Here is a 24444-nt window from a genome sequence, read left to right on the forward strand (position 1 = left end):
CAGCCTCCTCTAATGACCAAGCGCGAAGAAATCGTCGAACTCCGGCATCGGCGCCGCCGAGACGATGGCCCGCAGCAAATCCTCGGACGCAAACTCCGCATGCAGCGCCTCGATCTCCTTGGAAAGCGGCCGGTCCCTCATGTAGATCGGGCTCACGGCGCGGACGCGGTCATAGGCGATGCGCGTGACCCCTTGCGACGTATCGCCGAGAAGATCGATTGCCTGGGCCGACAAAAGAGCCTCGATCGCCGCCATCTGCTGGAGATCGCGCACCTGCGTTTCCATGCGCTCGACGATCAGCGGCAGGAAGGTTGCCTCTTCTTCGAGCCCGCCGGCAACGACGATCGACTGCGCCGACAGAGGCACCGCCAGTGACTGGACGCGCATATAGAGTTCCACCACCAGCTTCATCAGCGGACCGAGACCGCTCGCCACTTCACCCGGCGCCACCAGATTGATCGGCAGGTTTCGCCGCACACCGTTGGACAACAGGATGCAGCGGTTGAGCACATTGCGCGCCACATGGGAAAAAGCGATCTGCGCCGTCTCGATATAGAGCGTCGTCGTCAGCGGCAGCGAGGCGCCCGACGCATGCACCTGCCCGCCCAGCACCACCGGATTGTCATCGGACAGATAGGTCGCATCGACCAGCCGTTCGGCGGCGACCAGAAGCGTGTCGACAACGGCGCCGAACACCTGGGCGGTCATGCGCAGGCTGAGCGGGTCGTGAATGGCTGTCGGCAGCGGCCAGTCGACGACGCCGGATTGTCCATAGAGCCAGGACCCGACCAGCGCTTCGCCGCGCGTTCCCAGTGTCGCTGCCACCCGCCATGGATCGGCCGAAGCGCCGAGCGCCAGCGACGACATCAGGCCTGTCGCCATCAAAATCCGGACGGCCGAAGCGGCCTCCCTCATGACGTCGGTGGCAGCCGCAAAAGCCGGCGCGTTGACACTGAGTGCCGCCAACGCATCGCGCGGCAGCATCACGAAAGGCTCGAGCCCGGCGCGGCGCAGGGCTTCCTCAGCCGGCAGCAACGCGCCACCGAAAAATGCCTCACCGATCCCGGTCAAGACCGAGGCCACCTGCCCCATCAGGCCGATATCGGCGCAGCCGATCGAACCGTGGCGATGGACGGCCGGCACGACGCCGCGTTCCAGAAGGCCAAGGAACGCCTTGACGAGATCGACGCTGCAACCGGTATGACCGCCGAGCGCGGTATTGACGCGAATGGCAATAGCCTTGCGCACGATCACCGGCGAAAACAGCGGCCCCGTGCCGAAATGATGCGCTCTGACCAGCGCGGTGTTGAATTCCGAAAGGTCGTCGACCGTCCACAGACGGTCCTTCATCGAGCCGACGCCGGTATTGGCGCCATAGACCGGCAGGCCCAGGGCAATACGATCAGCGATGACCTTATGCGCAGCATCGACGCGCTCGAACGACTGCTCGGCCACAACCGGCACGAACGAACCGGAGCCGATTTTCTCCAGAGTGGAGAAGTCCAGCGGGGTGCCGTTCAGAAGGATGGTTTTCACCGATGCATGCATGCTTTCACTCACCTTGTTGGCCGGCATGCTATGCCTAATCTCCCCGATTGTGATATATCCCAAAAACAAAACATCAGATGCCAATAACAGAACACTCCGGCAACGTTCCGCCGCTCCGATCCCGAAGATGAAAACAGGCCATGGATATCGCCACGCTCGCCCTTGTTCATGCCATCCTTGAGGAACGCGGTATCCGCCGGGCGGCGAAAACAAGCGGACGGCCGGTCGCCAGCGTCAGCGCCGCGCTGAAGCGTTTCGAAGCGGCCATCGCCGTGCCTCTCGTTCGCCGCGAGGGCGGCAATCTGGTGCCGACGCTGGAGGCGCAGAGTCGGATGGCGGATCTGAACGCCGCAAGCCAGACGATACAATCGTTGCTGTCGCTCAGGCCCGATGGGCCAGCCTACGCGACACCATCGATCAGCCTGACGGCGCTCGACCGGTTCGTCACCGTTGCCCGTAGCGGCAGCATTCGCGGTGCATCGAAAATCTCGGGAACCGGCCAGCCGCAGCTGACACGGCAGATGAGCGACCTGGAGCGCGATCTCGGCTATGACCTGCTGATCCGTTCGCCCTCCGGCATTGCCTGCACCGCCGAAGGTTTGGCCGTGATCCCGATCGCCGAAAACCTGCTCGACATCTGGCGGCGTCTCTCGCGCGCATCCAGCGACCGGTTCCGGCGGACGGCGGCGACCTGGCGCTTCGGTTCGGTCATGCCGCTCGGCCCGGAAAGCGAGATCGCCCGCATGCTGGCGGCACTGACCGCGCGATGGCATCGCGCCCGCCCGCGCCAGCCGCTGTTCGTGTCCAGCACGACGGCCGACGAACTGATCGCCGGGCTGAAGAACCGTCGTTTCGATGCCGTGCTGCTCGATCTGGAAACCTTTCCCTCCGAATTCGAAGGCACGCTCATCTCGCGCACGCCGCTGGCATTGACCGGTCATGAAACCCTGTTTGCCAGGCATGGCGACGATATCCGCGGCCTACTTCTATCCAATCCCATCGCCGTGCCCAGCCTCAAGAGCGGGTTGCGCCAGCAGGCAGCCCATTTCATCGAGGCAACGCTGAGCGAACAGGAGCGCAGCAGGCTGACATTGACTGAAGTCGATTCCATTCCCGTGATCCTCAATCTGGTCATGGATCACGGCTATCTCTCCGTGCTTCCGGAAAGCTCCGCCGCGCGTGTGCGAAATGCTCCGGCGATGCGCAGGCTCGGCCCCGGCTACATGCAGAGCCTGTCCCTGGCATGGCAGAAGAACGCGCTGTCGCGGCAGGTGGCGGAAGCCATGCTTTCCATGATGCGCGCAGATCCAGCGACTGGCACCGCCGCTCTTGGCGATTGAATCATTGTCTCGGCAACCGCCGCCAAGCCCCTGAAGGGACTCGCAAATTCATCGCCACATGAATCTGCGCATGAAGAACTGGATCAGGCCTTGAGCTTCAGCCGCCGGCGCGTCTCGCTCGGGCTCTCGCGATAATGCGCGCGATAGCTGCGAGAAAAGGCCGAGGATGAATTGAAGCCGGTGGCGGCGGCGATATCGGCGAAATCGGCCCGCGTCTCGATGACCTTGCGCCGTGCCGCATTCAGCCTGAGCGCCAGATAATGCGCATGCGGCGCAACCCCCATCGTCTCCTGAAACAGGTCCTGCAGATGCCGGGCGCTGACGCCCGTCCGGCGGGCAAGGCGGGTGAGCGTCAGCGGCGCATCGACCGTCTCCTCCATCAGCTTGACGGCGGCGCCGACCCGCGCATCGAGAATGCGCATGTTGCCGATGACGGGAACCTGCAGGAGATCGCCGCGCGTCCGCTCCTGCTCGTAGATGAACAGGCGCGAGACTTCGAGCGCCAGCGAATAGCTGTGCTGGCGACGAATCAGCTCCAGCATCAGGTCGAGCGTCGGTAGCGAGCCGCCCGTGGTAATCCGCTTGCCGTCGATGACGAAGCGCTCGCGCACCATGGTGATCTGCGGATAGGCCGCAGCGAAATCCTCGAAATCTTCCCAGTGATTGGTCGCCGAGAAATTGTCGAGCAGGCTGGTCTCGGCCAGAAACCAGGTGCCCGCCTCGATCCCCGCCATGACGTCGCGATGCCGGGCCGTGCGCGACAGGTGCATCTTCAATTGCGTGGTCGCATAGACCCGCCAGTTGTAGCTCGACAGGATGAACAGCGGCGCCGTCTCGTTCTGCGGGCGAAAAGCACCCGCAACCGGGATCGGGATTCCGCTCTTGGTCTCGATCGCCTGGCCGTCAGGACTGAAGATATCCCAGTCGTACAGCACTTTTCCCGCGATACGGTTTGCGGCGCGCAAGGGTTCGATGACCGACGCCACCAGGATCAGATTCGTCTCCGGCAGCACCAGAAGATCGATATGCTGGGTTTCATCCCGTGCAACAGGCATTCGTCCATCTCCCGGCCTCGAATTCCGATAATGTATAATACACATCTGAAAATGGAAAGCAGAGTGCCCGTTCTTGGCTCGTAATGCATGGCAAGAACAAGGGGAGATTTTTATGCCGCTGAGCATGAACCGCGACGTTTTCATCACCTGTGCCGTGACCGGATCCGGCGATACCGCCGGCAAGTCGCCGCATGTGCCAAGATCACCAAAACAGATTGCCGCTTCGGCCATCGATGCCGCCAAGGCGGGGGCTGCCATCGTGCATTGTCACGTGCGCGATCCTGAGACCGGAGCACCCAGCCGCCGCAACGACCTTTACAAAGAAGTGACCGATCTCATCCGTTCCGCCGATGTCGATGTGGTCCTGAACCTGACGGCCGGCATGGGCGGCGACATGATCTTCGGCAATGTCGAAAAGCCGCTGCCGCTCAACCCCGACGGCACCGACATGGTTGGCGCCACCGAGCGCGTCAGCCATGTCGCCGAATGCCTGCCAGAAATCTGCACGCTCGACTGCGGCACCATGAATTTTTCGCTCGGCGATTACGTCATGACCAACACGCCGTCGATGCTGCGCGCCATGGCCAAGATGATGACCGATCTTGGCGTGCGCCCCGAAATCGAGGCCTTCGATACCGGCCATCTCTGGTTCGCCAAGCAGCTGGTCGAGGAAGGCCTGATCGAGGACCCAGTCCTCATCCAGCTCTGCATGGGCATTCCATGGGGCGCGCCCGACGACCTCAACACCTTCATGGCGATGGTCAACAACGTGCCGAAGAACTGGACCTTCTCCGCCTTCTCCATCGGCCGCAATGCCATGGCCTATCCGGCAGCGGCAATCCTTGCCGGCGGCAATGTCCGCGTCGGGCTGGAAGACAATCTCTATGTCGGCAAGGGCCAGCTCGCCACCAATGCGCAGCTGGTCGAAAAAGCCGTCGGCGTCATCGAAGGCATGGGCGCGCGGATCATCGGCCCGGCCGAGGTGCGCGAAAAGCTGAAGCTGGTGAAGCGGTAAGGAACTGCGTTTCGGGGCAAATTACCCCTCACCAAGTTCATCCAGCCGATCGGCTGCGCCTCTCGGGGATGAACTATCCTCTCCCACAAGGGGAGAGGTAGGGGGTGCCACAAGCGCTCGCTTTACCGTGATGTAAGGCAGGTGCCGCGAGTTTACCTCTCCCCTTGCGGGAGAGGATAGCAAGCCCGCACGAAGCGAAGCTGAGTGCCTGGGCGCGCTTGGTGAGGGGTAACTCGCGCACCGACCGATGACAGACCGAATGATTGAAGAGGTAGAATGCACATGACCAAAATCACCAAGGCGGCCTGTATCGGCGGCGGCGTTATCGGCGGGGCCTGGGCGGCACGCTTCCTTCTGGCCGGCATCGACGTCAACATGTTCGATCCGCATCCGGAAGCGACACGCATCGTCGGCGAAGTGCTGGCCAATGCCGAGCGCGCCTATGCCATGCTGACCATGGCGCCGCTGCCTCCGAAGGGCAAGCTCACCTTCGTCAAGAGCATTGAAGAGGCCGTACAAGGCGCTGACTGGATTCAGGAAAGCGTGCCCGAGCGGGTGGAGCTGAAGCGTAATGTCATCACCCAGATCGATGCGGCCGCTTCGCCGACCGCGCTGATCGGCTCATCCACGTCAGGCATCATGCCGACAGACCTGCAGCGCGACATGAAACATCCCGAGCGCATGTTCGTCGCCCACCCCTACAACCCGGTTTACTTGCTTCCGCTTGCAGAACTCGTTGGCGGCGAAAAGACCGCCAAAGCAACGCTGCAGGAGGCCAAGGCAAAGCTTGCACCCATCGGCATGAAGGGCGTGATCATCAACAAGGAGATCGAGGCCTTTGTTGGCGACCGTTTGCTTGAGGCCGTCTGGCGCGAAGGCCTGTGGCTGATCAAGGACGACATTTGCGATACCGAAACGCTCGACGATGTGATCCGCTATTCGTTCGGCATGCGATGGGCGCAGATGGGCATGTTCGAGACTTACCGCATCGCCGGCGGCGAAGCCGGCATGCGCCACTTCCTCGCCCAGTTCGGCCCTTGCCTGTCCTGGCCCTGGACCAAGCTGATGGATGTCGTCGATCTGGATGACGAACTGGTCGACAAGATCGCCGGCCAGTCGGATGCCCAGTCCGGCGCCCGCGGCATCCGCGAGCTGGAGCGCATCCGCGACGAAAACCTCGTCGGCATCATGCACGCGCTGAAAAGCGGCGACGGCGGCAAGGGCTGGGGGGCCGGCAAGCTGCTGGCCGATTTCGAGCAGAGCCTCTGGGCAAATGCGGAAAAGCCGAAGACCGATCTGGGTGACGCCCAGCCGATCCGTATCCTCGACACCAAGGTCAACGCCGCCTGGGTCGACTACAACGGCCACATGACCGAGCACCGCTACCTGCAGGTGTTCGGCGACACCTCCGACGGCCTCCTGCGCCTGATCGGCGTCGATCTCGACTACGTCAAGAACGGCCACAGCTACTACACGGTCGAGACGCATATCCGCAATCTCGGCGAAGCCAAGCTCGGCGACGCGCTCTATTCGACCTGCCAGATCCTGTCCCATGACGAGAAGCGCCTGCATATCTTCTCGACGATCTACAATGCGGCAAGCAACGAGCCGGTCGCCACAGCCGAGCAGATGCTGCTGCATGTGGACAGCAAGGCGAGCAAGGCCGTTCCGGCACTGCCGGAAGTGATCGCCAGGGTCGAGGCGATTGCGCAAGCGCATGCGGGATTGGCCAAGCCCGAGGGTGTGGGGCGGAGTGTTGGGCAGAAGCGGTAATTTCGCGGGACGTTTGCCCCTCATCCGCCCTGTCGGGCACCTTCTCCCCGCAAGCGGGGAGAAGGCTAGGGTGAGGGGCAGGCCTGGGGAGAGGCCGAACCCGAGATAAATAAATACGAGGGAACACATCATGGATTTCGCACTGACCGAAGAACAGCAGATGATCGTCGACACCGTTCGCGGCTTCGTCGAGACCGAGATCTATCCGCATGAAAACGAGGTCGAACGGACCGGTATCGTGCCGAAGGAACTGGGCCAGGAGATCGCGCAAAAATGCAAGGATCTCGGCTTCTTTGCCTGCAATATGCCGGAAGAAGTCGGCGGTGCCGGTCTCGACCACCAGACCTTCACACTGGTCGAGCGCGAACTCGGACGTGGCTCGATGGGCCTCACCGTCTTCTTCGGCCGCCCGTCGGGCATCCTGATGGCCTGCAATGAAGAACAGCGCCAGAAATACCTGATCCCGGCGGTCAAGGGCGAGAAGTTCGATGCACTCGCCATGACCGAGCCGGATGCCGGTTCCGACGTGCGGGGCATGAAGTGTTTCGCCAAGCCCGATGGCGACGACTGGATCGTCAATGGCACCAAGCATTTCATCAGCCATGCCAATATCGCCGATTTCGTCATCGTCTTCATCGCCACCGGCGAGGAAGAGACGCCGCGCGGACCGAAGAAGAAGATCACTTGCTTCCTCGTCGATCGCGGCACGCCGGGCTTTGAGATCCGCAACGGTTACGACTCGGTGTCCCATCGTGGCTACAAGAATTGCATCCTCAGTTTTGACGATTGCCGCCTGCCCTCGTCCGCCATTCTCGGCGAAGTGCACAAGGGTTTCGACATCGCCAATGACTGGCTCTATGCCACCCGCATCACCGTTGCCGCCACCTGCGTCGGCCGCGCCCGCCGGGTGTTCGATTACGCCCTGCCCTATGCGGCCGAGCGCAAACAGTTCGGTAAGCCGATCGGGGCCAATCAGGGCGTGTCCTTCAAGCTCGCCGATATGATCACCGAGATCGACGCCGCCGACTACCTGACGCTGGCTGCCGCCTGGCGGCTCGACCAGAAGCTTCCGGCCAACCGCGAGATCGCCTCCGCCAAGCTCTATGCCTCCGAAATGCTCGCCCGTGTCACCGACCAAGCGATCCAGATCTATGGCGGCATGGGCCTGATGGACGACCTGCCGCTTGCCCGCTTCTGGCGTGACGCCCGCGTCGAACGCATCTGGGATGGCACGTCGGAAATTCAGCGGCATATTATCAGCCGCGACCTGCTCCGGCCGTTGGGAGCGTGATCATGACCCGCACCCTTGACCGCCTGATCCGGCCCAAATCCATCGCCGTCTTCGGCGGCAAGGAGGCGCGCCGGGTCATCGAACAATGCGACAAGATGGGTTTTACGGGTGACATCTGGCCTGTGCATCCCAGAGAGGACGAAATTCTCGGCCGCCGGTGCTATCGCTCGGTGGCCGAACTGCCGCGTGCACCCGATGCATCCTTCGTCGGCGTCAACCGTCAGCTGACCATCGAGATCATCCGCGATCTTTCCGCGCGCGGCGCCGGTGGCGCCATCTGCTACGCCTCCGGCTTCCGCGAGGCCGTGAGCGAGCTTGCCGACGGCAACGACCTGCAGGAGGCGCTGGTCACAGCCGCAGGAAGCATGCCGATCGTCGGCCCCAATTGCTACGGCTTCATCAATGCGCTCGACGGCGCCCTGCTCTGGCCCGACCAGCACGGCATGCAGCGCGTCGACAAGGGCGTCGCGGTTCTTACCCAGTCGTCGAACATCGCCTGCAATATCTCCATGCAGATGCGCGGCCTGCCGCTCGCCTATATCATGACCGCCGGCAATCAGGCGCAGACCGGCCTCTCTGAGCTGGCCATTGCCGCTCTCGAAGATCCGCGCGTCACCGCCGTCGGCCTGCATATCGAGGGCTTCGACAGCATCGAGGCCCTGCAGCGGCTGGCCGCGCGCGCGCGCGAACTGAAGAAACCGGTCGTCACCCTGAAGGTGGGGAAATCGGAGGCCGCCCAACTCGCCACCGTCTCACATACGGCATCGCTGGCCGGCAACGACGCCGTTTCCAGCGCCCTGCTCGAGCGCCTCGGCATCGGCCGTGTCGATACCCTGCCGGAATTGCTGGAGACGCTGAAGCTGCTTCACCTGCATCCGCCGCTGAAAAACTATGACGTCTCCTCGATGAGCTGCTCCGGCGGTGAAGCCTCGCTGATGGCAGATGCCGGCGTGAAACGCAAAACCGTGTTCCGGGCACTCAAGGACGAACAGCGCCGGCCACTGCGCGAAAGCCTCGGCGAGATGGTCACCATTGCCAATCCGCTCGACTATCACACCTTCGTCTGGGGCAACCTCGAAAAGCAGACGACCGCCTTTACCGCGATGATGAAGGGCGAATATGCGCTCAACCTCGTCGTGCTCGATTTCCCGCGCCAGGACCGCTGCGACGCGGCCGACTGGAACACCACCTGCGACGCCGTCATCGCTGCATCAAAGGCGACCGGTGCCGTCGCCGGCATCGTCGCCAGCCTCGGCGAGAACATGCCCGAGGAAACGGCCCTGTCCTTGATGGCTTCGGGCGTCGCTGCCTTTTCCGGTATCGATGAAGCGCTGGCCGCCGCCGAAATTTCCGCGGGGATCGGTACTGCCTGGGTTCAACCCGCGCCCGAACCGCTGCTGTCCGTGGCATCGGAGGACGGCGATATCCTCACCATCAGCGAGAGTGACGCGAAAGCCGAATTGGCGCGCTTTGGCCTTGTCGTCCCCATGGGCAAAACCGCCACCACTGCGGCAGAGGCCGCCGATGCGGCCGAAATGCTCGGCTTTCCGGTCGTGCTGAAGGGGCTGGGCGTCGCCCACAAGACCGAGGCCGGGGCCGTCAAGCTCAATCTCGCTGATCGTCAATCCGTCCTCCAGGCGGCCGAAGCCATGAAAAGCGTCGCGAGCGGCTATCTTGTGGAAAAAATGATCGCAAAACCCGTTGCCGAAATCATCGTCGGCGCGCTGCGCGATCCCGTCGCCGGTCTTGTGCTGACCATCGGCGCAGGCGGGATTCTGGTGGAATTGCTGGACGATTCGGCGATTTTGACCCTGCCGACGACACCGGGAGCCATCGCCGGGGCGATTTCCGCCCTGAAAATCAAAAAAATGCTGGATGGCTATCGCGGCGGCCCGAAAGCTGACATCGAGGCGCTCAAAGCCGCTGTCGCTGCCGTGGCATCCTATGTCGCAGCAAACGCTTCAAAGCTCGAAGAACTGGATATCAATCCTATCATGGTGTTACCCGAAGGTTCTGGAACCGTTGCGGCCGATGCCCTGATCCGTCGAAGGAAATGACACCTATGACCGGACCTATCAAGACACGCCGCGAAGGCGGCATTCTCGAAGTCACCATCGACCGGCCGAAAGCCAATGCGATCGATCTGGTGACCAGCCGGATCATGGGCGAAATCTTTCGCGATTTTCGCGATGACGAAACCTTGCGCGTCGCGATCATCACCGGTGCAGGCGAGAAATTCTTCTGTCCCGGATGGGATCTGAAAGCCGCTGCCGATGGTGACGCCGTCGATGGCGATTACGGTATCGGCGGTTTCGGCGGCATGCAGGAACTGCGCGATCTCAACAAGCCGGTCATCGCGGCCATCAACGGCATCTGCTGCGGTGGCGGGCTGGAGGTCGCATTGTCGGCCGACATGATTCTTGCCGCTGAACACGCGACCTTCGCCCTGCCGGAAATCCGCTCTGGAACGGTCGCCGACGCCGCCTCGATCAAGCTGCCGAAGCGCATCCCCTATCACATCGCCATGGACATGCTGTTGACCGGCCGCTGGCTGGATGCAGCCGAGGCGCATCGCTGGGGCTTTGTCAACGAGATCCTGCCCGCGGCCAAGCTGATGGAGCGTGTCTGGGAGCTCGCCCGTCTGCTCGAAAGCGGTCCGCCGCTGGTCTATGCCGCCATCAAGGAAGTGGTTCGCGCCGCCGAAGGCGAGGATTTTCAGACGACGATGAACAAGATCACCAAGCGTCAGTTCAAGACGGTCGATATTCTCTACTCCAGCGACGACCAGCTGGAGGGCGCACGGGCATTTTCGGAAAAACGCAACCCGGTCTGGAAAGGAAAATAACCCGGCAGAGATCCACACCGCAACGCACTGCCGCCTGTTTTCTTCAGCGAGATTCCATAAATCCACCTTATGAAAACTGCGGAATTTTTGTATGAATACAGGTCGTCATTTGGACGATACCATGAATTTTAACGGGCCTTCGATAGGGAGGGCCAACGTCATAAAAGGTATGAAGGCGACAGACAAAGCCGCAAATGTGACTGGCCTATATGCCCCCGGTATGCATTCTAGGAACAACCCGGTCGATAACGATCGAAAACAATAATCAAAAACGGCGAAAAGCCATCAACAAAGGGAACAGGGGAATGAGCGATTACAAGAACTACCTCGCCAATCAGGTCATGCTGGGCAAGATGAACCGGCGCGAATTCATGGGCCGCACTCTGGCCGCCGGGGTCGCGCTGTCGAGTGCCGGCACATTGTTTGCCACCAGCGCAGCGGCACAGGAGCCGAAAAGAGGCGGACACCTGAAGCTCGGTCTCGAAGGCGGCTCTGCCACCGACAGCAAGGACCCGGCGAAATTCCTGTCGCAGGTGATGTTCTGCATCGGCCGTTGCTGGGGCGACATGCTGGTCGAATCCGAGCCTTTGACGGGTGCACCCGTTCCGGCCCTTGCCGAAAGCTGGGAACCGTCGCCGGACGCCGCTGTCTGGACCTTCAAGATCCGCAAGGGCGTCAAGTTCCACGACGGCAAGGAACTGACCATCGACGACGTCGTCAAGACATTGCAGCGCCACACGGACGAGAAGTCCGAATCCGGCGCGCTCGGCGTCATGAAATCGATCAAGACGATCGAGGAAAAGGGCGGCGACCTCGTTCTGACGCTGACCGAAGGCAATGCGGACCTGCCGCTGCTGCTGACCGACTACCATCTGGTGATCCAGCCGGGCGGCGGCTACGCCGATCCGCTGGCCTCGATCGGCACCGGCCCCTACAAGATGAAGAGCTTCGAGCCGGGCGTGCGCGCCACGTTCGAGAAGAACACGGATGACTGGCGCACCGATCGCGGCTATGTCGACAGCATCGAAATCATCAACATGAACGACGCGACGGCCCGTATCGCGGCGCTCTCGTCCGGCCAGGTTCACTATATCAACCGCGTCGCTCCGAAGACGGTGGACCTTCTCAAGCGCGCGCCGAATGTCGAAATCCTGTCGACCTCCGGCCGCGGCCACTATGTCTTCATCATGCATTGCAACACGGCGCCGTTCGACAACAACGACCTGCGCATGGCGTTGAAATATTCGATGGACCGCGAGAACATGGTCAAGACCATCCTCGGCGGCTACGGCAAGGTCGGCAACGACTTCCCGATCAACTCGACCTACGCGCTCTTCCCGGAAGGGATCGAGCAGCGCGCCTACGATCCGGACAAGGCAGCCTTCCACTACAAGAAGTCCGGCCATAGCGGCCCGGTTCTGCTGCGCACCTCCGACGTCGCGTTCCCGAACGCCGTCGATGCGGCGGTACTCTACCAGGCCAGCGCCAAGAAGGCCGGCATCGAGATCGAAGTGAAGCGCGAACCCGGCGATGGCTACTGGTCGAACGTCTGGAACGTCCAGCCCTTCTCGACCTCCTACTGGGGCGGCCGTCCGACCCAGGACCAGATGTATTCGACCGCCTACCTGTCGACTGCCGACTGGAACGACACGCGCTTCCTGCGTCCCGATTTCGACAAGATCCTGCTCGAAGCCCGCTCGGAGCTCGATGAGGCCAAGCGCAAGGAAATGTATCGCTCGATGGCGATGACGGTCCGGGACGAAGGCGGCCTGATCCTGCCGATGTTCAACGACTTCGTGAACGCCTCCACCAAGCAGGTGAAGGGCTACGTCCACGATATCGGCAATGACATGTCGAACGGTTACGTCGCAACTCGCGTCTGGCTTGACGCCTGATGACGATTGACGGACCGACCAAGGGTCCGGCGCTGACAACGGGTCCGGCTGCGGGGGACGAAGGCCTCTCGCAGTCCACGCCTGTTTCCGGAGCAATGGTGACGCCCCCGACGGGTGTGGTCACCGGTACGTTCTGGCGCCGTTTCACCCTGCGCCGCCCCCTGGCGGCCCTCATCATCCAGCGCCTCGGCTTGAGCGTTGGTCTCCTTTTTGCTGTCTCGCTGATGATCTTCGGCGGCGTGGAAGCGCTGCCCGGCGATTTCGCCACCACCTATCTCGGACAGTCGGCAACGCCACAGGCGGTTGAAAACATCCGCAAGGATCTCGGCCTCGACAGGCCATTGGCCGAACGCTACGTCACCTGGCTGAGTGGAGCGGTCAAGGGCGATTTCGGCAAGTCCTGGGCCAGCAAGAATTCGGTCAGCGAGCAGATCGGCAAGCGGCTCGGAAACTCCCTGTTCCTTGCCTTCTTCGCCGCGATCGTCTCGGTCCCGCTGGCCGTGGCGCTTGGCATGCTCGCCGTCCAGTATCGAAACCGATTACCGGACAAGATCATCAACGTGGTATCGCTGGCGGCGATCTCGCTGCCCGAGTTCTTCGTCGGTTACCTGCTGATCCTGTTCTTCGCCGTCAAGATGGGCGTCGCGACCTTCCCTGCCACAGTCTATGACGATATGAGCTTCGGCGACCGGCTGTCCGCCATCGCCCTGCCCGTTGCAACGCTGGTGCTGGTCGTTCTCGCCCATATGATGCGCATGACCCGCGCCGCCATTCTCAACGTCATGTCGTCAGCCTATGTCGAGACGGCGGAACTGAAAGGCCTTGGCGCCTTCCGCATCATCGCCCGGCACGCCGCTCCCAACGCCGTGGCTCCGGTCATCAACGTCATCGCGCTCAATCTCGCCTATCTCGTCGTCGGCGTCGTCGTCGTGGAAGTGGTGTTCGTCTATCCGGGCATGGGCCAGTACATGGTCGATGCGGTCACGGTGCGCGACATGCCGGTGGTGCAGGCCTGCGGCCTGATCTTCGCCGCCTTCTACATTTTCCTCAACATGGCCGCGGATATTCTCGCCATCCTCGCCAATCCGAGATTGAGGCATCCGCGATGAGATTGAGCTCCATTCCTATCAGCGCCTGGGTCGGTATCGCCGGTATCGTCCTTGCCCTGTTCTGTGCCATCTTCGCGCCGTGGATCGCGCCGTTCGGCGAGCGCGACGTGGTCGGCGATATCTGGCTGCCGATGGGCGGTGACTTCCTGCTCGGCACCGACAATCTGGGCCGCGACCTGCTTTCGCGCCTCATCTTCGGAGCGAGAACGACGATCTTCGTTGCCCTTGCCGCGACGGTCGTTTCCTTCTCGCTCGGCATGCTGCTGTCGTTTACGGCGGCTGTCACCGGCGGCTTCATCGACCAGCTGTTTTCGCGGTTCAACGATCTGATGATGGCGATCCCGACACTGATCTTCGCCCTCGTCGTGCTGGCCGTCCTGCCGCAGCAGCTGTGGATCCTGATCCTCGTCATGGCCATCCTCGACAGTACCCGCGTCTTCCGCATCGGGCGGGCGGTTGCCCTCGATGTGGCCGTCATGGAATTCGTCGAGGCGGCGCGTCTGCGCGGCGAAGGCACCCGCTGGATCATCTTCCGCGAGATCCTGCCCAACACGCTGTCGCCGCTGTTGGCCGAATTCGGCCTGCGCTTTGCCTTCTCGATCCTGTTCCTCTCCACCCTCTCCTTCCTCGGCCTCGGCATCCAGCCGCCGGCAGCCGACTGGGGCGGTATGGTCAAGGACAACAAGGACGGCATCATCTTCGGCATTTCCGCAGCGCTCATCCCGGGCGGCGCGATCGCCGGTCTTGCCATCTGCGTCAACCTCGTCGTCGACTGGCTGATGAAGCGAACCTCGAGCCTCAAGGGAGGGCGCGGCGATGCCTGAGTCTTTGCCCAAGAACGATCTGCTTTCCGTCCGGAACCTGAAAATCGAGGCCACCAGCTATCCGCCGGGCGAGCCGCCGAAAACCGTGACGCTGGTCGAAAACGTCTCCTTCGATGTCCAGAAGGGCAAGGTGCTGGGACTGATCGGCGAAAGTGGCGCCGGCAAATCGACCATCGGCCTCTCGGCGCTGGCCTATGGCCGCGGCGGCGCATCGATCACCGGCGGTCAGGTGCTGCTCAACGGCAAGGATATCCTGACGCTGGGCCGAAACGGCATCCGCTCCGTTCGCGGCTGCAAGGTGTGTTATGTCGCTCAATCGGCGGCAGCCGCCTTCAATCCGGCCCACAAGCTGGGTGAACAGGTGATCGAAGCATCGCTTCGCCACAAGATCATGACCCGGCCGGAAGCGGAAAAGCGGGCGCTCTATCTCTTCAAGGTGCTTGGCCTGCCCAATCCGGAAACCTTCGGCGACCGCTACCCGCATCAGGTCTCCGGCGGCCAGCTGCAACGCGCCATGACCGCCATGGCGCTCTGCCCCAACCCCGAACTGATCGTCTTCGACGAGCCGACCACGGCGCTCGACGTCACCACCCAGATCGACGTGCTGGCGGCGATCAAACATGCGATCGAAGAGACGCATACCGCAGCGCTCTACATCACCCATGACCTTGCCGTCGTCGCCCAGATCTCGGACGACATCATGGTGCTGCGCCACGGCAAGACCGTCGAATACGGAACGACCCAGCAGATCATCGAAGCGCCGAACGAGGATTATACACGGGCGCTGGTCAGCGTCCGCCAGACCAAGCGTGAGGAAGCCGCAGATCAGAGCAATACCCTGCTCAACATCGAGCATATCAGCGCCGGCTATGCCAACGGCTTCAAGGTGCTGCACGATGTCTCCATGCATCTGCCGAAGGGCCAGACGCTGGCGATCGTCGGCGAAAGCGGCTCCGGAAAATCGACGCTGGCGCGCGTCATCACCGGCCTTTTGCCGCCGTCCGAAGGCACGATCACCTTCGATGGCAAAGAGCTGCCAAAGGCACTGCGTTCGCGCAGCAAGGAAGAGCTGCGCCGCGTGCAGATGATCTACCAGATGGCAGACACCGCGATGAACCCTCGCCAGACGGTGCGCGACATCATCGGCCGACCGATCTCCTTCTACTACGGCCTGCACGGCGCCCAGAAGACAGAACGCGTCAAGCAGCTGCTCGACCAGATCGAAATGGGCGACCGCTTCCTCGATCGCTATCCCGCCGAGCTGTCCGGCGGCCAGAAGCAGCGCGTGGCGATTGCAAGGGCTCTTGCCGCAAAGCCGGAGCTGATCCTGTGCGACGAACCGACCTCGGCGCTTGACCCGCTGGTGGCGGAAGGCATCCTGAATCTGCTTCTGAAGCTTCAGGAGGAAACTGCTGTTTCCTATGTCTTTATCACCCACGACATCGCCATCGTCCGCGCCATAGCAGACTCGGTCGCCGTCATGCACAGGGGCAAGCTGGTACGTTTCGGGCCGAAATCCAAGGTGCTGTCGCCGCCGTTCGACGACTATACCGACCTGCTTTTGAAGTCGGTACCGGAAATGGAAATCGGCTGGCTGGAAAAGGTGCTGACAACGCGCAAGATGGAAAGCGCCGGCAACTGACCGGCCGAAAACATCCTTCCCTTCATGCAGACCGCCGAAGGGAAGGAACGGCCGTTACGGACAGCCATTCACTTGGTGGTGCAGCTCACGTCGCCCAGCCGCTGTATCGGCTGACTGTTGGCAGTGACCGTCGTTTCGCCCTTGGTGGCGCAGTCGGCTTTCTCTGATGATCCGGAACGCACGCGAACCAATGGCTGCCCCTCGATCATGATCCCCGGAACGATTTCATAGAGATCGGCCGGGCAATGGACCACATCCGACAATCTCAGCGCCGGGGCGCCACCGATAAAGACACTCGAGGCACCGGACATCGCGCAGCCGGCAAGCGGCGATGGCAAGGCATCGTCGGCGGAAACCGCCAGTGCGGAAAACCCGAACAGGGCGCACCCGGAAACAGCGATCCGCATTATCATGATTACCTCCCCTATCGGGTACACATTAGGACGGAATACGCGCAGGTGCGACCGGTTTTATGTATCAATTCGCATAGACCCGATCAGAAATTCTCCGGAACGGACAGGATGTTGAAGGGCGGCGCTTCCAGATAGCTGCGCACCGTTGCCGGCAATTGCCGCGCGTTCACCGGCAGCACGCCGCAACGTGAGAGAACCTGCCGCTTGTCGGGATTGGTGCCGAGATGGCGCCAGATCACCCGCGAGGCATAGGGCAGGTTTTCCTTGCGCCAGGAGACGCCCATCGTCACGCCGCGCAGATAGACACGCTGATGAACCTCGAACGGGATCAGGATCGTCTGCGACATCATCGGCTGCCGGCTGATGCTGCGCTCGGTGATGAAGATCCGGTTTCGCCAGAAGGCGGCCAGCCCGACATATTTCGAATACTGGCGGATTTCCCGGGACGCATCGTGGATGCGTTCGATCGACTTGATGTGCACCGAGCCATTTTCCTCCAATAGCCGGGCGCAGGAGCAGACGATGAGCCCCGGCCACGACGGCGAAAGATGATAGGTCTGGAAATATCCGAGATGCCGCCGCAGTGCGGGCAGATCCCCTGGCAGCCCCTCCAGAAGCTGCCCGCCATCCACCATGCGCCGATCCGGCCGCGTCAGCCGCGCCTGGAATGCCGATGAGGCAAGATCGAAATCCACGGACGCCAGCGCGAAGAAATTGGCTATACGGGAAAGGTTATGCGCAGACGGTCGAGCCACGCCGGAAATATACCGGTTGAACTGCTGCCGGTTGATACCGATCTCGCGGCAAATCTGCGAGATCGACGGCCGCGTGGCGCAGGCAAAGCGCAGATTTTCGGTAAAAGCATCGATGTCGGGCACGGGGCGTTCCTTCTGTATTCCGACACAGCGTAAAGTCGCGTCAATCCGCGTCAAGTCGCGAAATTGTGCGGCATGCGTTTACCGCTACGGTTTCCGGCGAAACAAGTCATAAAGGGAACATCGGAATGCGTGATTTCACCAAGGGACAGGACAGTCTGATTGCCGGCAGCGAGGTCAACCGCCGCACCTTCCTCGGCGGTACGGTCGCGCTCGGTCTGGCTGCCGGTTTCTCCGGCACATTGATCGCCGGCAAGGCCCGCGCCGAAGATCCCAAGCGCGGCGGTCACCTCAAGCTCGGCCTCAAGGGCGGCGCCACGACCGATTCACTCGATCCCGCCACCTATAGCGGCTCCGTCCTGTTCACCATCGGCCATCTGTGGGGCGATACGCTGGTGGAGTCCGATCCGAAGACAGGTGCTGCCCTGCCTTCCCTCGCCGAATCCTGGACGCCTTCTCCCGATGCGTCGGTGTGGACATTCAAGCTGCGCAGCGGCGTGACGTTCCACGATGGCAGCCCGCTGACCATGGCCGATGTCATCGCGACCCTGAAACGGCATTCCGACGAAAGCTCCAAGTCCGGCGCACTCGGCCTGATGCGTTCGATCAAGACGATCGAGGACAAGGCCGGCGAGCTCGTCCTGACGCTGACCGAAGGCAACGCCGACCTGCCGCTGATCCTGACCGACTACCATCTGATCATCCAGCCGGGCGGCGGCGTCGGCAATCCCACCTCGACGATCGGTACCGGCCCCTACAAGCTTGCAAGCTATGAAGCCGGCCTGCGCTCCACCTTCGAAAAGAACACTGCCGACTGGCGCTCGGATCGCGGTTTCGTCGACAGTGTCGAGATCATCGTGATGAACGACAACACGGCACGCGTCGCAGCGCTTGTCTCCGGCCAGGTGCATTTCATCAACAACATCGATCCGAAGACGGTCCCGATGCTCAAGCGTGCGCCGAAGGTCGAGATCCTGAAAACCGCCGGCAAGGGCTTCTACAGCTTCCTCATGCATTGCGACACAGCCCCCTTCGACAACAACGACCTGCGGCTGGCACTGAAATATGCCATCGACCGCCAGGCCATTCTCGATCGGATTCTCGGTGGTTTCGGCAAGATCGGCAACGACTATCCGGTCAACGAAAACTATGCGCTGGCGCCCGAAGGCATCGAGCAGCGCGCCTATGATCCGGACAAGGCGGCATTTCACTACAAGAAATCCGGCCACGACCGGCCGATCCCGCTGCGCACCTCGGACGCTGCCTTTGCCGGCGCTGTCGATGCCGCCGTGCTGTTTCAGGAGAGCGCGAAAAAGGCCGGCATCCAGATCGAGGTCCAGCGCGAGCCCGAAGACGGCTACTGGACCAATGTCTGGAACGTCCAGCCCTTCTGCGCATCCTATTGGGGTGGCCGCCCGACGCAGGATTCGCGCTACTCGACATCCTACCTGTCGACGGCCGAATGGAACGACACCCGCTTCAAGCGCGCGGATTTCGACAAGCTTCTTCTTCTGGCCCGCTCCGAGCTTGACGAGACCAAGCGCAAGGACCTCTATCGCACCATGGCACTGACGGTTCGCGACGAAGGCGGACTGATCCTGCCGGTGTTCAACGACTATGTGAACGCCGCCTCGGCATCGCTGAAGGGCTTCGTCGACGATATCGGCAACGATCTTTCGAACGGATATGTGGCAAGCCGCGTCTGGTTCGACAATTGAAAAACGGAATGACCAAGATGGATACCATGTCCAAACGCAGTTTCACCCTGATCGAGAACGAGTGGATCGTTCTCGCCGACGGCACCCGGCTTTCCGCCCGCATCTGGATGCCGGACGGCGCCAGCGACAGCCCTGTGCCGGCGGTGCTCGAATACCTGCCCTATCGCAAGCGCGGTGGAACGAACGCCCGCGACGAATCCACCTATCCGGTGTTTGCCGAAGCCGGCATCGCCGGCGTGCGCGTCGATATTCGCGGCTCGGGCGAAAGTGACGGCGTCATCGACGGCGAATATACCCCCCGCGAACTCAGCGACGGCTGTGAACTGATCGCCTGGATCGCCGCCCAGCCCTGGTCGAACGGCAAGGTCGGCATGATGGGCATCTCCTGGGGCGGCTTTAATTGCCTGCAGGTGGCAGCCCTCAAGCCGCCCGCTTTGAAGGCCGTCATCTCCATCGCCTCCACCGTCGATCGCTACAACGACGACATCCACTACAAGAACGGCACGCATCTTTCCGCCCAGCTCTCCTGGGCCGCGACCATGCTTGCCTATCAGTCGCGCTCGCCGGATCCGGCGCTGGTCGGCGACGCATGGAAGGACATGTGGCTGGAGCGGCTGAAAAACGAGCCCTTCTTCATGGAGGAATGGCTCGAGCATCAGCGCCGCGATGCCTTCTGGGAACACGGCTCGATCTGCGAGGATTTCGGCGGTTTTCCGGTCCCCGCCATGGTCATCGCCGGTTGGGCCGATGGCTATCGCAACACGCCGATGAAGGCGGCCGAAGGTCTCGGCAGCAAGGTGAAAGCCCTGATCGGCCCCTGGGTACACAAATATCCGCATTTTGCGTGGCCGAAACCCCGAGCCGACTTCCATGGCGAGGCGATCGCCTGGTGGAACCATTGGCTGCGCGACGAGGAAACCGGCGTCGAGGCACTGCCGCAGATGCGCGCCTTCATCCTCGATGGACCAAAGCCGGCCCTGCGCCGCAATGTCGAACCCGGTTTCTGGGTGGCACAGGATGAGTGGCGGCCACCGGAAATGCAGGCGTTCCACGTCGACCCGTCCGGCAGCCTCAACGACGGTTCGCCGATCGCCGGCGCCCACGCCCATACCGCCTACCTGAAATCGCCGCTCGATACCGGCACCGCCTCCGGTGAATGGTTCACGCTGAAGCCCGATGCCGAAATGGCCGGCGACCAGCGTATCGACGATGCCGGTTCGCTCACCTTCGAAACCGCGCCGTTGACGCAAGCCGCCGATTATCTCGGCCAGCCGGTCCTGACCGTCGAGCTTGCCTGTGACGCCGATTGGGCCAATCTGGTCGCCCGCCTCGTCGATATCCATCCGGACGGCAGCGCCACCCGCGTCACCTTCGGCGTGCTCAATCTGGCGCATCGCGACGGCAATGCCGAGCCGAAGCCGCTGGTGAAGGGAGAAAAGACAAAAATCCGGCTGGTGCTGGACGCTTGTGGCTATCGCTTCGGCGCCGGTCACCGCATCCGGCTGTCGTTGTCCACCTCCTACTGGCCGATGGTTCTGCCGGCGCCCTCCGATCCCGGCCTGACGCTGGACCTCGCCTCGATCGATCTTGCCTTGCCGAAGCTTGGCGAGCACCGGTCGATCACCCTGCCGGAGCCTGAAAATCCCGATCCGCTGCCCAAATATAACGAGCTTGCGCCGGGCAAGACCAGCCGCCGTGTCGAGCGCGACATGACGACGGGCAAGACGCACTACCATATCCACGAGGATACCGGTCTGACCGAACATCCGGATACGGGTCTGGCGACCCAGGATATTCGCGAAGAGGTCTGGACCATCGCCACCGACGATCCGTTGTCGATGACCGGTGTTTCGACCTGGACCTGCATCGCCAGGCGTGAAGGCTGGTCCGTCAAAACCGTATCGGTCTCACGAATCGGCTGCACGGCGACGGAGTGGCTGACCTCGGCTTCGGTGTCGGCTTTCGAAGGCGAGACGCAGATCTTCGAAAAGACCTTCGAGAAGCGTACCCCGCGCGACTTCATGTGACGGATCAGACGGGCGTGGCCTCTGCCAGGGCCACAAGCGCCCGCTCTGCATCCTGAGCAGGCACAAAGATGTGGTCGTGGTGATAGGCCGCGACCACATTGGCGCTGATGCCATGCCGTGTCAGCGCCGCAGCCACCGCCGCCGTCAGCCCGACGGCTTCAAGCGCGGAATGCACGGTCAGCGTGATGCAGCGCATCACCGGCCCATAGGCGAGCCCGGCCCTGTCGGCAGCTTCGCGCTCGAGGATCAGCGTCACCCCCTCCTCTTCGCGGAAGAAACCGAGCGGCGACAGCGACCGCCAATCGACATCGCCATCGGCCGTAACCGTGCAATAGACATAGTTACCGGGCCGCAAATCCGGGCGCATCTCGCGCAACAGCACGTCAAGGTCGGTAATCGCCGTCATAGGTTCCATTCCTCTCGACCGGTACGCCATCACGAACGCGTGCCGTATTTCCAGCCGCCTCTCACTTTGGCGTGACGCACGCATTTGCGATTTGACCCGTGAACGTGCGTCAGGCCACAGTTTGCTGATAAAGCAAAGACGCATATCGTTGCAATCGTCCGGCAGAGCGTCCTGCACCGGACCGACAATCATCCGAGGAGGAAACCATGCCGGATTTCAAAAAAGGCACGCTTGCGCAAAAGGCTACGCGCCCCCTCGCCTTCGGGCTGGCCGCGGTGACCGCGATCGCCGCCGCCCTCTTTGTGATGTCTTCGACATCGGGCAAGGCCGCTGAGGATGCCGTCGTCATCCCGCCTCCCGCCATCGATGAAACGGCCAGCACGACAACGGAAAAGGCCGTCTTTGCCGGCGGCTGCTTCTGGGGTGTGCAAGGCGTCTTCCAGCATGTGAAGGGCGTCAAGAACGCCGTTTCCGGCTATTCCGGCGGCACCAGGGAGACCGCCACCTATGAAACCGTCAGCGGCGGCGATACGGGCCATGCGGAGTCGGTCGAAGTGACCTACAATCCCCAGGAGGTGACCTACGGCCAATTGCTGCAGATCTACTTCTCGGTCGCACACAATCCGACGCAGCTGAATTTTCAAGGCCCCGACCACGGCACGCAATACCGGTCCGAGATTTTCACCACCAATGGCGAACAGAAAAAGATTGCGCAAAGCTATATCGCCCAACTCGACAAGGCGAAGGTCTATGGCGGTCCAGTCGTCACCAAGGTGTCGGACATGACGGCCTTCTATCCGGCCGAGGCCTATCACCAGGACTTCCTGACGCTGAACCCGACCTATCCCTACATCGTCTATAACGACATGCCGAAGATCGACAATCTCAAGGCGCTTTTCCCGAAGAAGTTCAGCGCCAATCCGGTTCTTGTCCTCAAAGCCAAGGGCTGATCACAGCGTTCTCACAAGACAGCTGACGCCGCGGCAGAGATGCAGGAAACCGTCGCGCGCGCCCGCGCTCATGTGCCGGGCGCGCAGCCAGGCATGGATCATCTGCGGCTCGTCGCGATAGGTGACATCAATGCCCGCCGCGATCAGCCGCTGCGCATAGAGCGCCGCATCGTCGCGCAGGGGATCGAAATGCGCCGAAGTGATATAGGCGGGCGGCAGGCCAAAGAGGTCGTCCGCCTTCAACGGATGCGCAAAGGCACTCTCCGCCGGCGCCTTCAGCACCTCCCGGTAATAGGCGACATCGGCCGTCGACAGACCCGGCGCCTCCGCCATTTCGGCATAGGAGCCTGACACCAGATCGCCGCCCAGCCCCGGATAGATCAGCACCTGCCCGGCGATGCCGGTCAGCAATTCCGCCTTGGCCTTCAGCACCACACCCGCCGCCAGATTGCCGCCGGCGCTGTCACCGGCGATCACCAGCGGCCGGCCATCGGCCAGCAGCCATAACAGCACCTCGAAACAATCGTCGAACGCCGCCGGCCAGACATGCTCGGGCGCCAGCCGGTAATCCACCGAGACCAGCTCGGCCCTTGCCGCATGGGCAATCTCAGCGCAGATGGCATCATGGCTTTCCAGCGAGCCGACAACGAAGCCGCCGCCATGGATATAGAAGACACGGGTCTGCGTGGCGATTTCGGCTGGCCGGTACCGGCGCACGGGAATGCGGCCACCAACCGTCTCGTCCCGCCGCATCAGCCCTTCCGGCGACGGCGCATCGAATTCGGCACAGAGGGCGTCATACCATTGGCGCTGCTGGGTAATCGGCGCATCGACGGCATCGGCGGGGTAGAATTCCTCGCAGCGCTTGTGGAAGGCGAGAATGCCGGGTTCGGTGGGAATTGGATTGCTCATTGTTTCCCTATGCAGTTGCACATTCGTTTGTTATCTCGAATCCGATAAATTGCTAGATTTGTGAATTGGGCTGTGATGCTTTCAAAATTAAAAAATATTCGTGCCGCCTCAACCTTTGCTATCATCATTTTGCTGACGCCACCGCTATTTGTCACAGGGCTAGCAGCTGTTGCCGCCGCGCCGATGTTTCTTGCGGTCATCATTCGAACTTTTATCGTCCAGCCCTTCCACATTCCCGCGAACTCTATGTTCCCGACGCTGCAGAACGGCGACTTGTTGTTGGCGAATAAATTTGCCTATGGATACAAGCGATTTTCCTACTTCTTCAACTCGGGACCTGAGATAAACCTTTTCGATAACGCTCCGAAACGCGGAGAGGTTGTGATTTTCCGTTTTCCGCCCGATCCATCCATCAACTATGTCAAACGCATCATCGGAGAAGCAGGTGATCGTATCCGCGTGACAGCTGGACGGCTGTACATAAATGACGTGATTGTGCCACGCGAACGGCAGGGTACGACTCCGATACCCGGGAATACCGAAGGCTATTTGATCGAATATCTTGAAACGCTGCCTGGCGGGAAAACCCATGTCATCGTCGAATTCTCCGACGATGAGCGCGGTGACAACACCCGAGAATTCCTCGTACCAGCGGGACACTATTTTATGATGGGCGACAACCGCGATAACAGCGCAGACAGTCGTTTTGACGTCGGTTTCGTACCGGAGGAAAATATTTACGCAAAAGCATCATTCGTTCTCACCAATGAAACCGCCCCTGATCGAAGAAATTGGGTCAACTGAGC

At 61.7% G+C, this 24444-nt stretch carries 20 protein-coding genes; 14 read left to right on the forward strand and 6 right to left on the reverse strand.

Going from position 1 to position 24444, the window contains the following annotated elements; translation table 11 throughout:
• Positions 1–9 precede the first annotated feature (9 nt).
• On the reverse strand, positions 10–1548 hold the full coding sequence (locus tag ADU59_RS23555) for an aromatic amino acid lyase (RefSeq protein ID WP_068957322.1): 1539 nt from the start codon (positions 1546–1548) through the stop codon (positions 10–12).
• Between the two features lie 140 nt (positions 1549–1688).
• Between ADU59_RS23555 and ADU59_RS23560 the strand changes: the two genes are divergently transcribed.
• Entirely contained in the window at positions 1689–2888 is a 1200-nt protein-coding gene (locus ADU59_RS23560) for a LysR family transcriptional regulator (protein WP_068957158.1), read from the forward strand.
• Positions 2889–2971: 83 nt separating this feature from the next.
• On the opposite strand, the gene ADU59_RS23565 is transcribed toward ADU59_RS23560, so the two are convergent.
• On the reverse strand, positions 2972–3943 hold the full coding sequence (locus tag ADU59_RS23565) for a GlxA family transcriptional regulator (RefSeq protein WP_068957160.1): 972 nt from the start codon (positions 3941–3943) through the stop codon (positions 2972–2974).
• 112 nt (positions 3944–4055) lie between these two features.
• Here ADU59_RS23565 and bcoG point away from each other — a divergent pair, with 112 nt between their 5' ends.
• The 9 genes from bcoG to ADU59_RS23610 all read left to right on the forward strand — a co-directional run bounded on the left by bcoG (position 4056) and on the right by ADU59_RS23610 (position 16337).
• Positions 4056–4958: a 3-dehydrocarnitine:acetyl-CoA trimethylamine transferase BcoG gene (gene bcoG, locus ADU59_RS23570; RefSeq protein ID WP_068957162.1), complete on the forward strand. Its 903-nt coding sequence runs from the start codon at positions 4056–4058 to the stop codon at positions 4956–4958.
• Between the two features lie 282 nt (positions 4959–5240).
• A complete protein-coding gene (locus ADU59_RS23575) occupies positions 5241–6731 on the forward strand; it encodes a carnitine 3-dehydrogenase (RefSeq protein ID WP_068957323.1) in 1491 nt (496 codons plus the stop codon).
• Positions 6732–6861: 130 nt separating this feature from the next.
• Positions 6862–8022: an acyl-CoA dehydrogenase family protein gene (locus tag ADU59_RS23580; protein ID WP_068957164.1), complete on the forward strand. Its 1161-nt coding sequence runs from the start codon at positions 6862–6864 to the stop codon at positions 8020–8022.
• Positions 8023–8024: 2 nt separating this feature from the next.
• Positions 8025–10079, forward strand: a complete 2055-nt coding sequence (locus ADU59_RS23585; protein WP_068957166.1) for an acetate--CoA ligase family protein — start codon at positions 8025–8027, stop codon at positions 10077–10079.
• A gap of 5 nt (positions 10080–10084) precedes the next feature.
• A complete protein-coding gene (locus ADU59_RS23590; protein ID WP_068957168.1) occupies positions 10085–10867 on the forward strand; it encodes a carnitinyl-CoA dehydratase in 783 nt (260 codons plus the stop codon).
• Between the two features lie 305 nt (positions 10868–11172).
• A complete protein-coding gene (locus ADU59_RS23595) occupies positions 11173–12762 on the forward strand; it encodes an ABC transporter substrate-binding protein (RefSeq protein WP_068957174.1) in 1590 nt (529 codons plus the stop codon).
• Entirely contained in the window at positions 12762–13871 is a 1110-nt protein-coding gene (locus ADU59_RS23600) for an ABC transporter permease (RefSeq protein WP_068957176.1), read from the forward strand. Before ADU59_RS23595 ends, ADU59_RS23600 begins: the two co-directional genes overlap by 1 nt.
• A complete protein-coding gene (locus ADU59_RS23605) occupies positions 13868–14695 on the forward strand; it encodes an ABC transporter permease (protein ID WP_068957178.1) in 828 nt (275 codons plus the stop codon). Before ADU59_RS23600 ends, ADU59_RS23605 begins: the two co-directional genes overlap by 4 nt.
• The gene (locus ADU59_RS23610; protein WP_068957181.1) at positions 14688–16337 is read left to right on the forward strand and encodes an ABC transporter ATP-binding protein; all 1650 of its coding nucleotides are present in this window, start codon (positions 14688–14690) and stop codon (positions 16335–16337) included. Before ADU59_RS23605 ends, ADU59_RS23610 begins: the two co-directional genes overlap by 8 nt.
• 68 nt (positions 16338–16405) lie before the next feature.
• Here the strand turns inward: ADU59_RS23610 and ADU59_RS23615 are convergent, their stop codons facing one another.
• Positions 16406–16750, reverse strand: a complete 345-nt coding sequence (locus ADU59_RS23615) for a PAAR domain-containing protein (RefSeq protein ID WP_139093212.1) — start codon at positions 16748–16750, stop codon at positions 16406–16408.
• A gap of 83 nt (positions 16751–16833) precedes the next feature.
• Entirely contained in the window at positions 16834–17619 is a 786-nt protein-coding gene (locus ADU59_RS23620) for a helix-turn-helix domain-containing protein (protein ID WP_162493790.1), read from the reverse strand.
• A gap of 134 nt (positions 17620–17753) precedes the next feature.
• On the opposite strand from ADU59_RS23620, the gene ADU59_RS23625 reads away from it, so the two are divergent.
• Together ADU59_RS23625 and ADU59_RS23630 are read left to right on the forward strand one after the other, a co-directional pair.
• Positions 17754–19343 carry an ABC transporter substrate-binding protein gene (locus tag ADU59_RS23625; protein WP_068957187.1) on the forward strand — a complete coding sequence of 530 codons (1590 nt, stop codon included), beginning with the start codon at positions 17754–17756 and terminating at the stop codon, positions 19341–19343.
• A gap of 26 nt (positions 19344–19369) precedes the next feature.
• Positions 19370–21370, forward strand: a complete 2001-nt coding sequence (locus tag ADU59_RS23630) for a CocE/NonD family hydrolase (protein ID WP_068957325.1) — start codon at positions 19370–19372, stop codon at positions 21368–21370.
• 4 nt (positions 21371–21374) lie between these two features.
• Here ADU59_RS23630 and ADU59_RS23635 read toward each other — a convergent pair whose 3' ends face one another.
• Positions 21375–21776, reverse strand: a complete 402-nt coding sequence (locus ADU59_RS23635) for an ACT domain-containing protein (RefSeq protein WP_068957189.1) — start codon at positions 21774–21776, stop codon at positions 21375–21377.
• Positions 21777–22081: 305 nt separating this feature from the next.
• On the opposite strand from ADU59_RS23635, the gene msrA reads away from it, so the two are divergent.
• Complete coding sequence (gene msrA, locus ADU59_RS23640; RefSeq protein WP_425332050.1) at positions 22082–22726, forward strand: peptide-methionine (S)-S-oxide reductase MsrA; 645 nt, start codon at positions 22082–22084, stop codon at positions 22724–22726.
• Here the strand turns inward: msrA and ADU59_RS23645 are convergent, their stop codons facing one another.
• Positions 22727–23638: an alpha/beta hydrolase gene (locus ADU59_RS23645; protein ID WP_068957192.1), complete on the reverse strand. Its 912-nt coding sequence runs from the start codon at positions 23636–23638 to the stop codon at positions 22727–22729.
• Positions 23639–23713: 75 nt separating this feature from the next.
• Between ADU59_RS23645 and lepB the strand changes: the two genes are divergently transcribed.
• Positions 23714–24442, forward strand: coding sequence for a signal peptidase I (gene lepB, locus ADU59_RS23650; RefSeq protein ID WP_068957194.1), 729 nt, complete (start codon positions 23714–23716; stop codon positions 24440–24442).
• Positions 24443–24444 lie beyond the last annotated feature (2 nt).

This window comes from Pararhizobium polonicum, from assembly GCF_001687365.1.
In the GTDB taxonomy this organism is placed as follows: Bacteria; Pseudomonadota; Alphaproteobacteria; order Rhizobiales; family Rhizobiaceae; genus Pararhizobium; species Pararhizobium polonicum.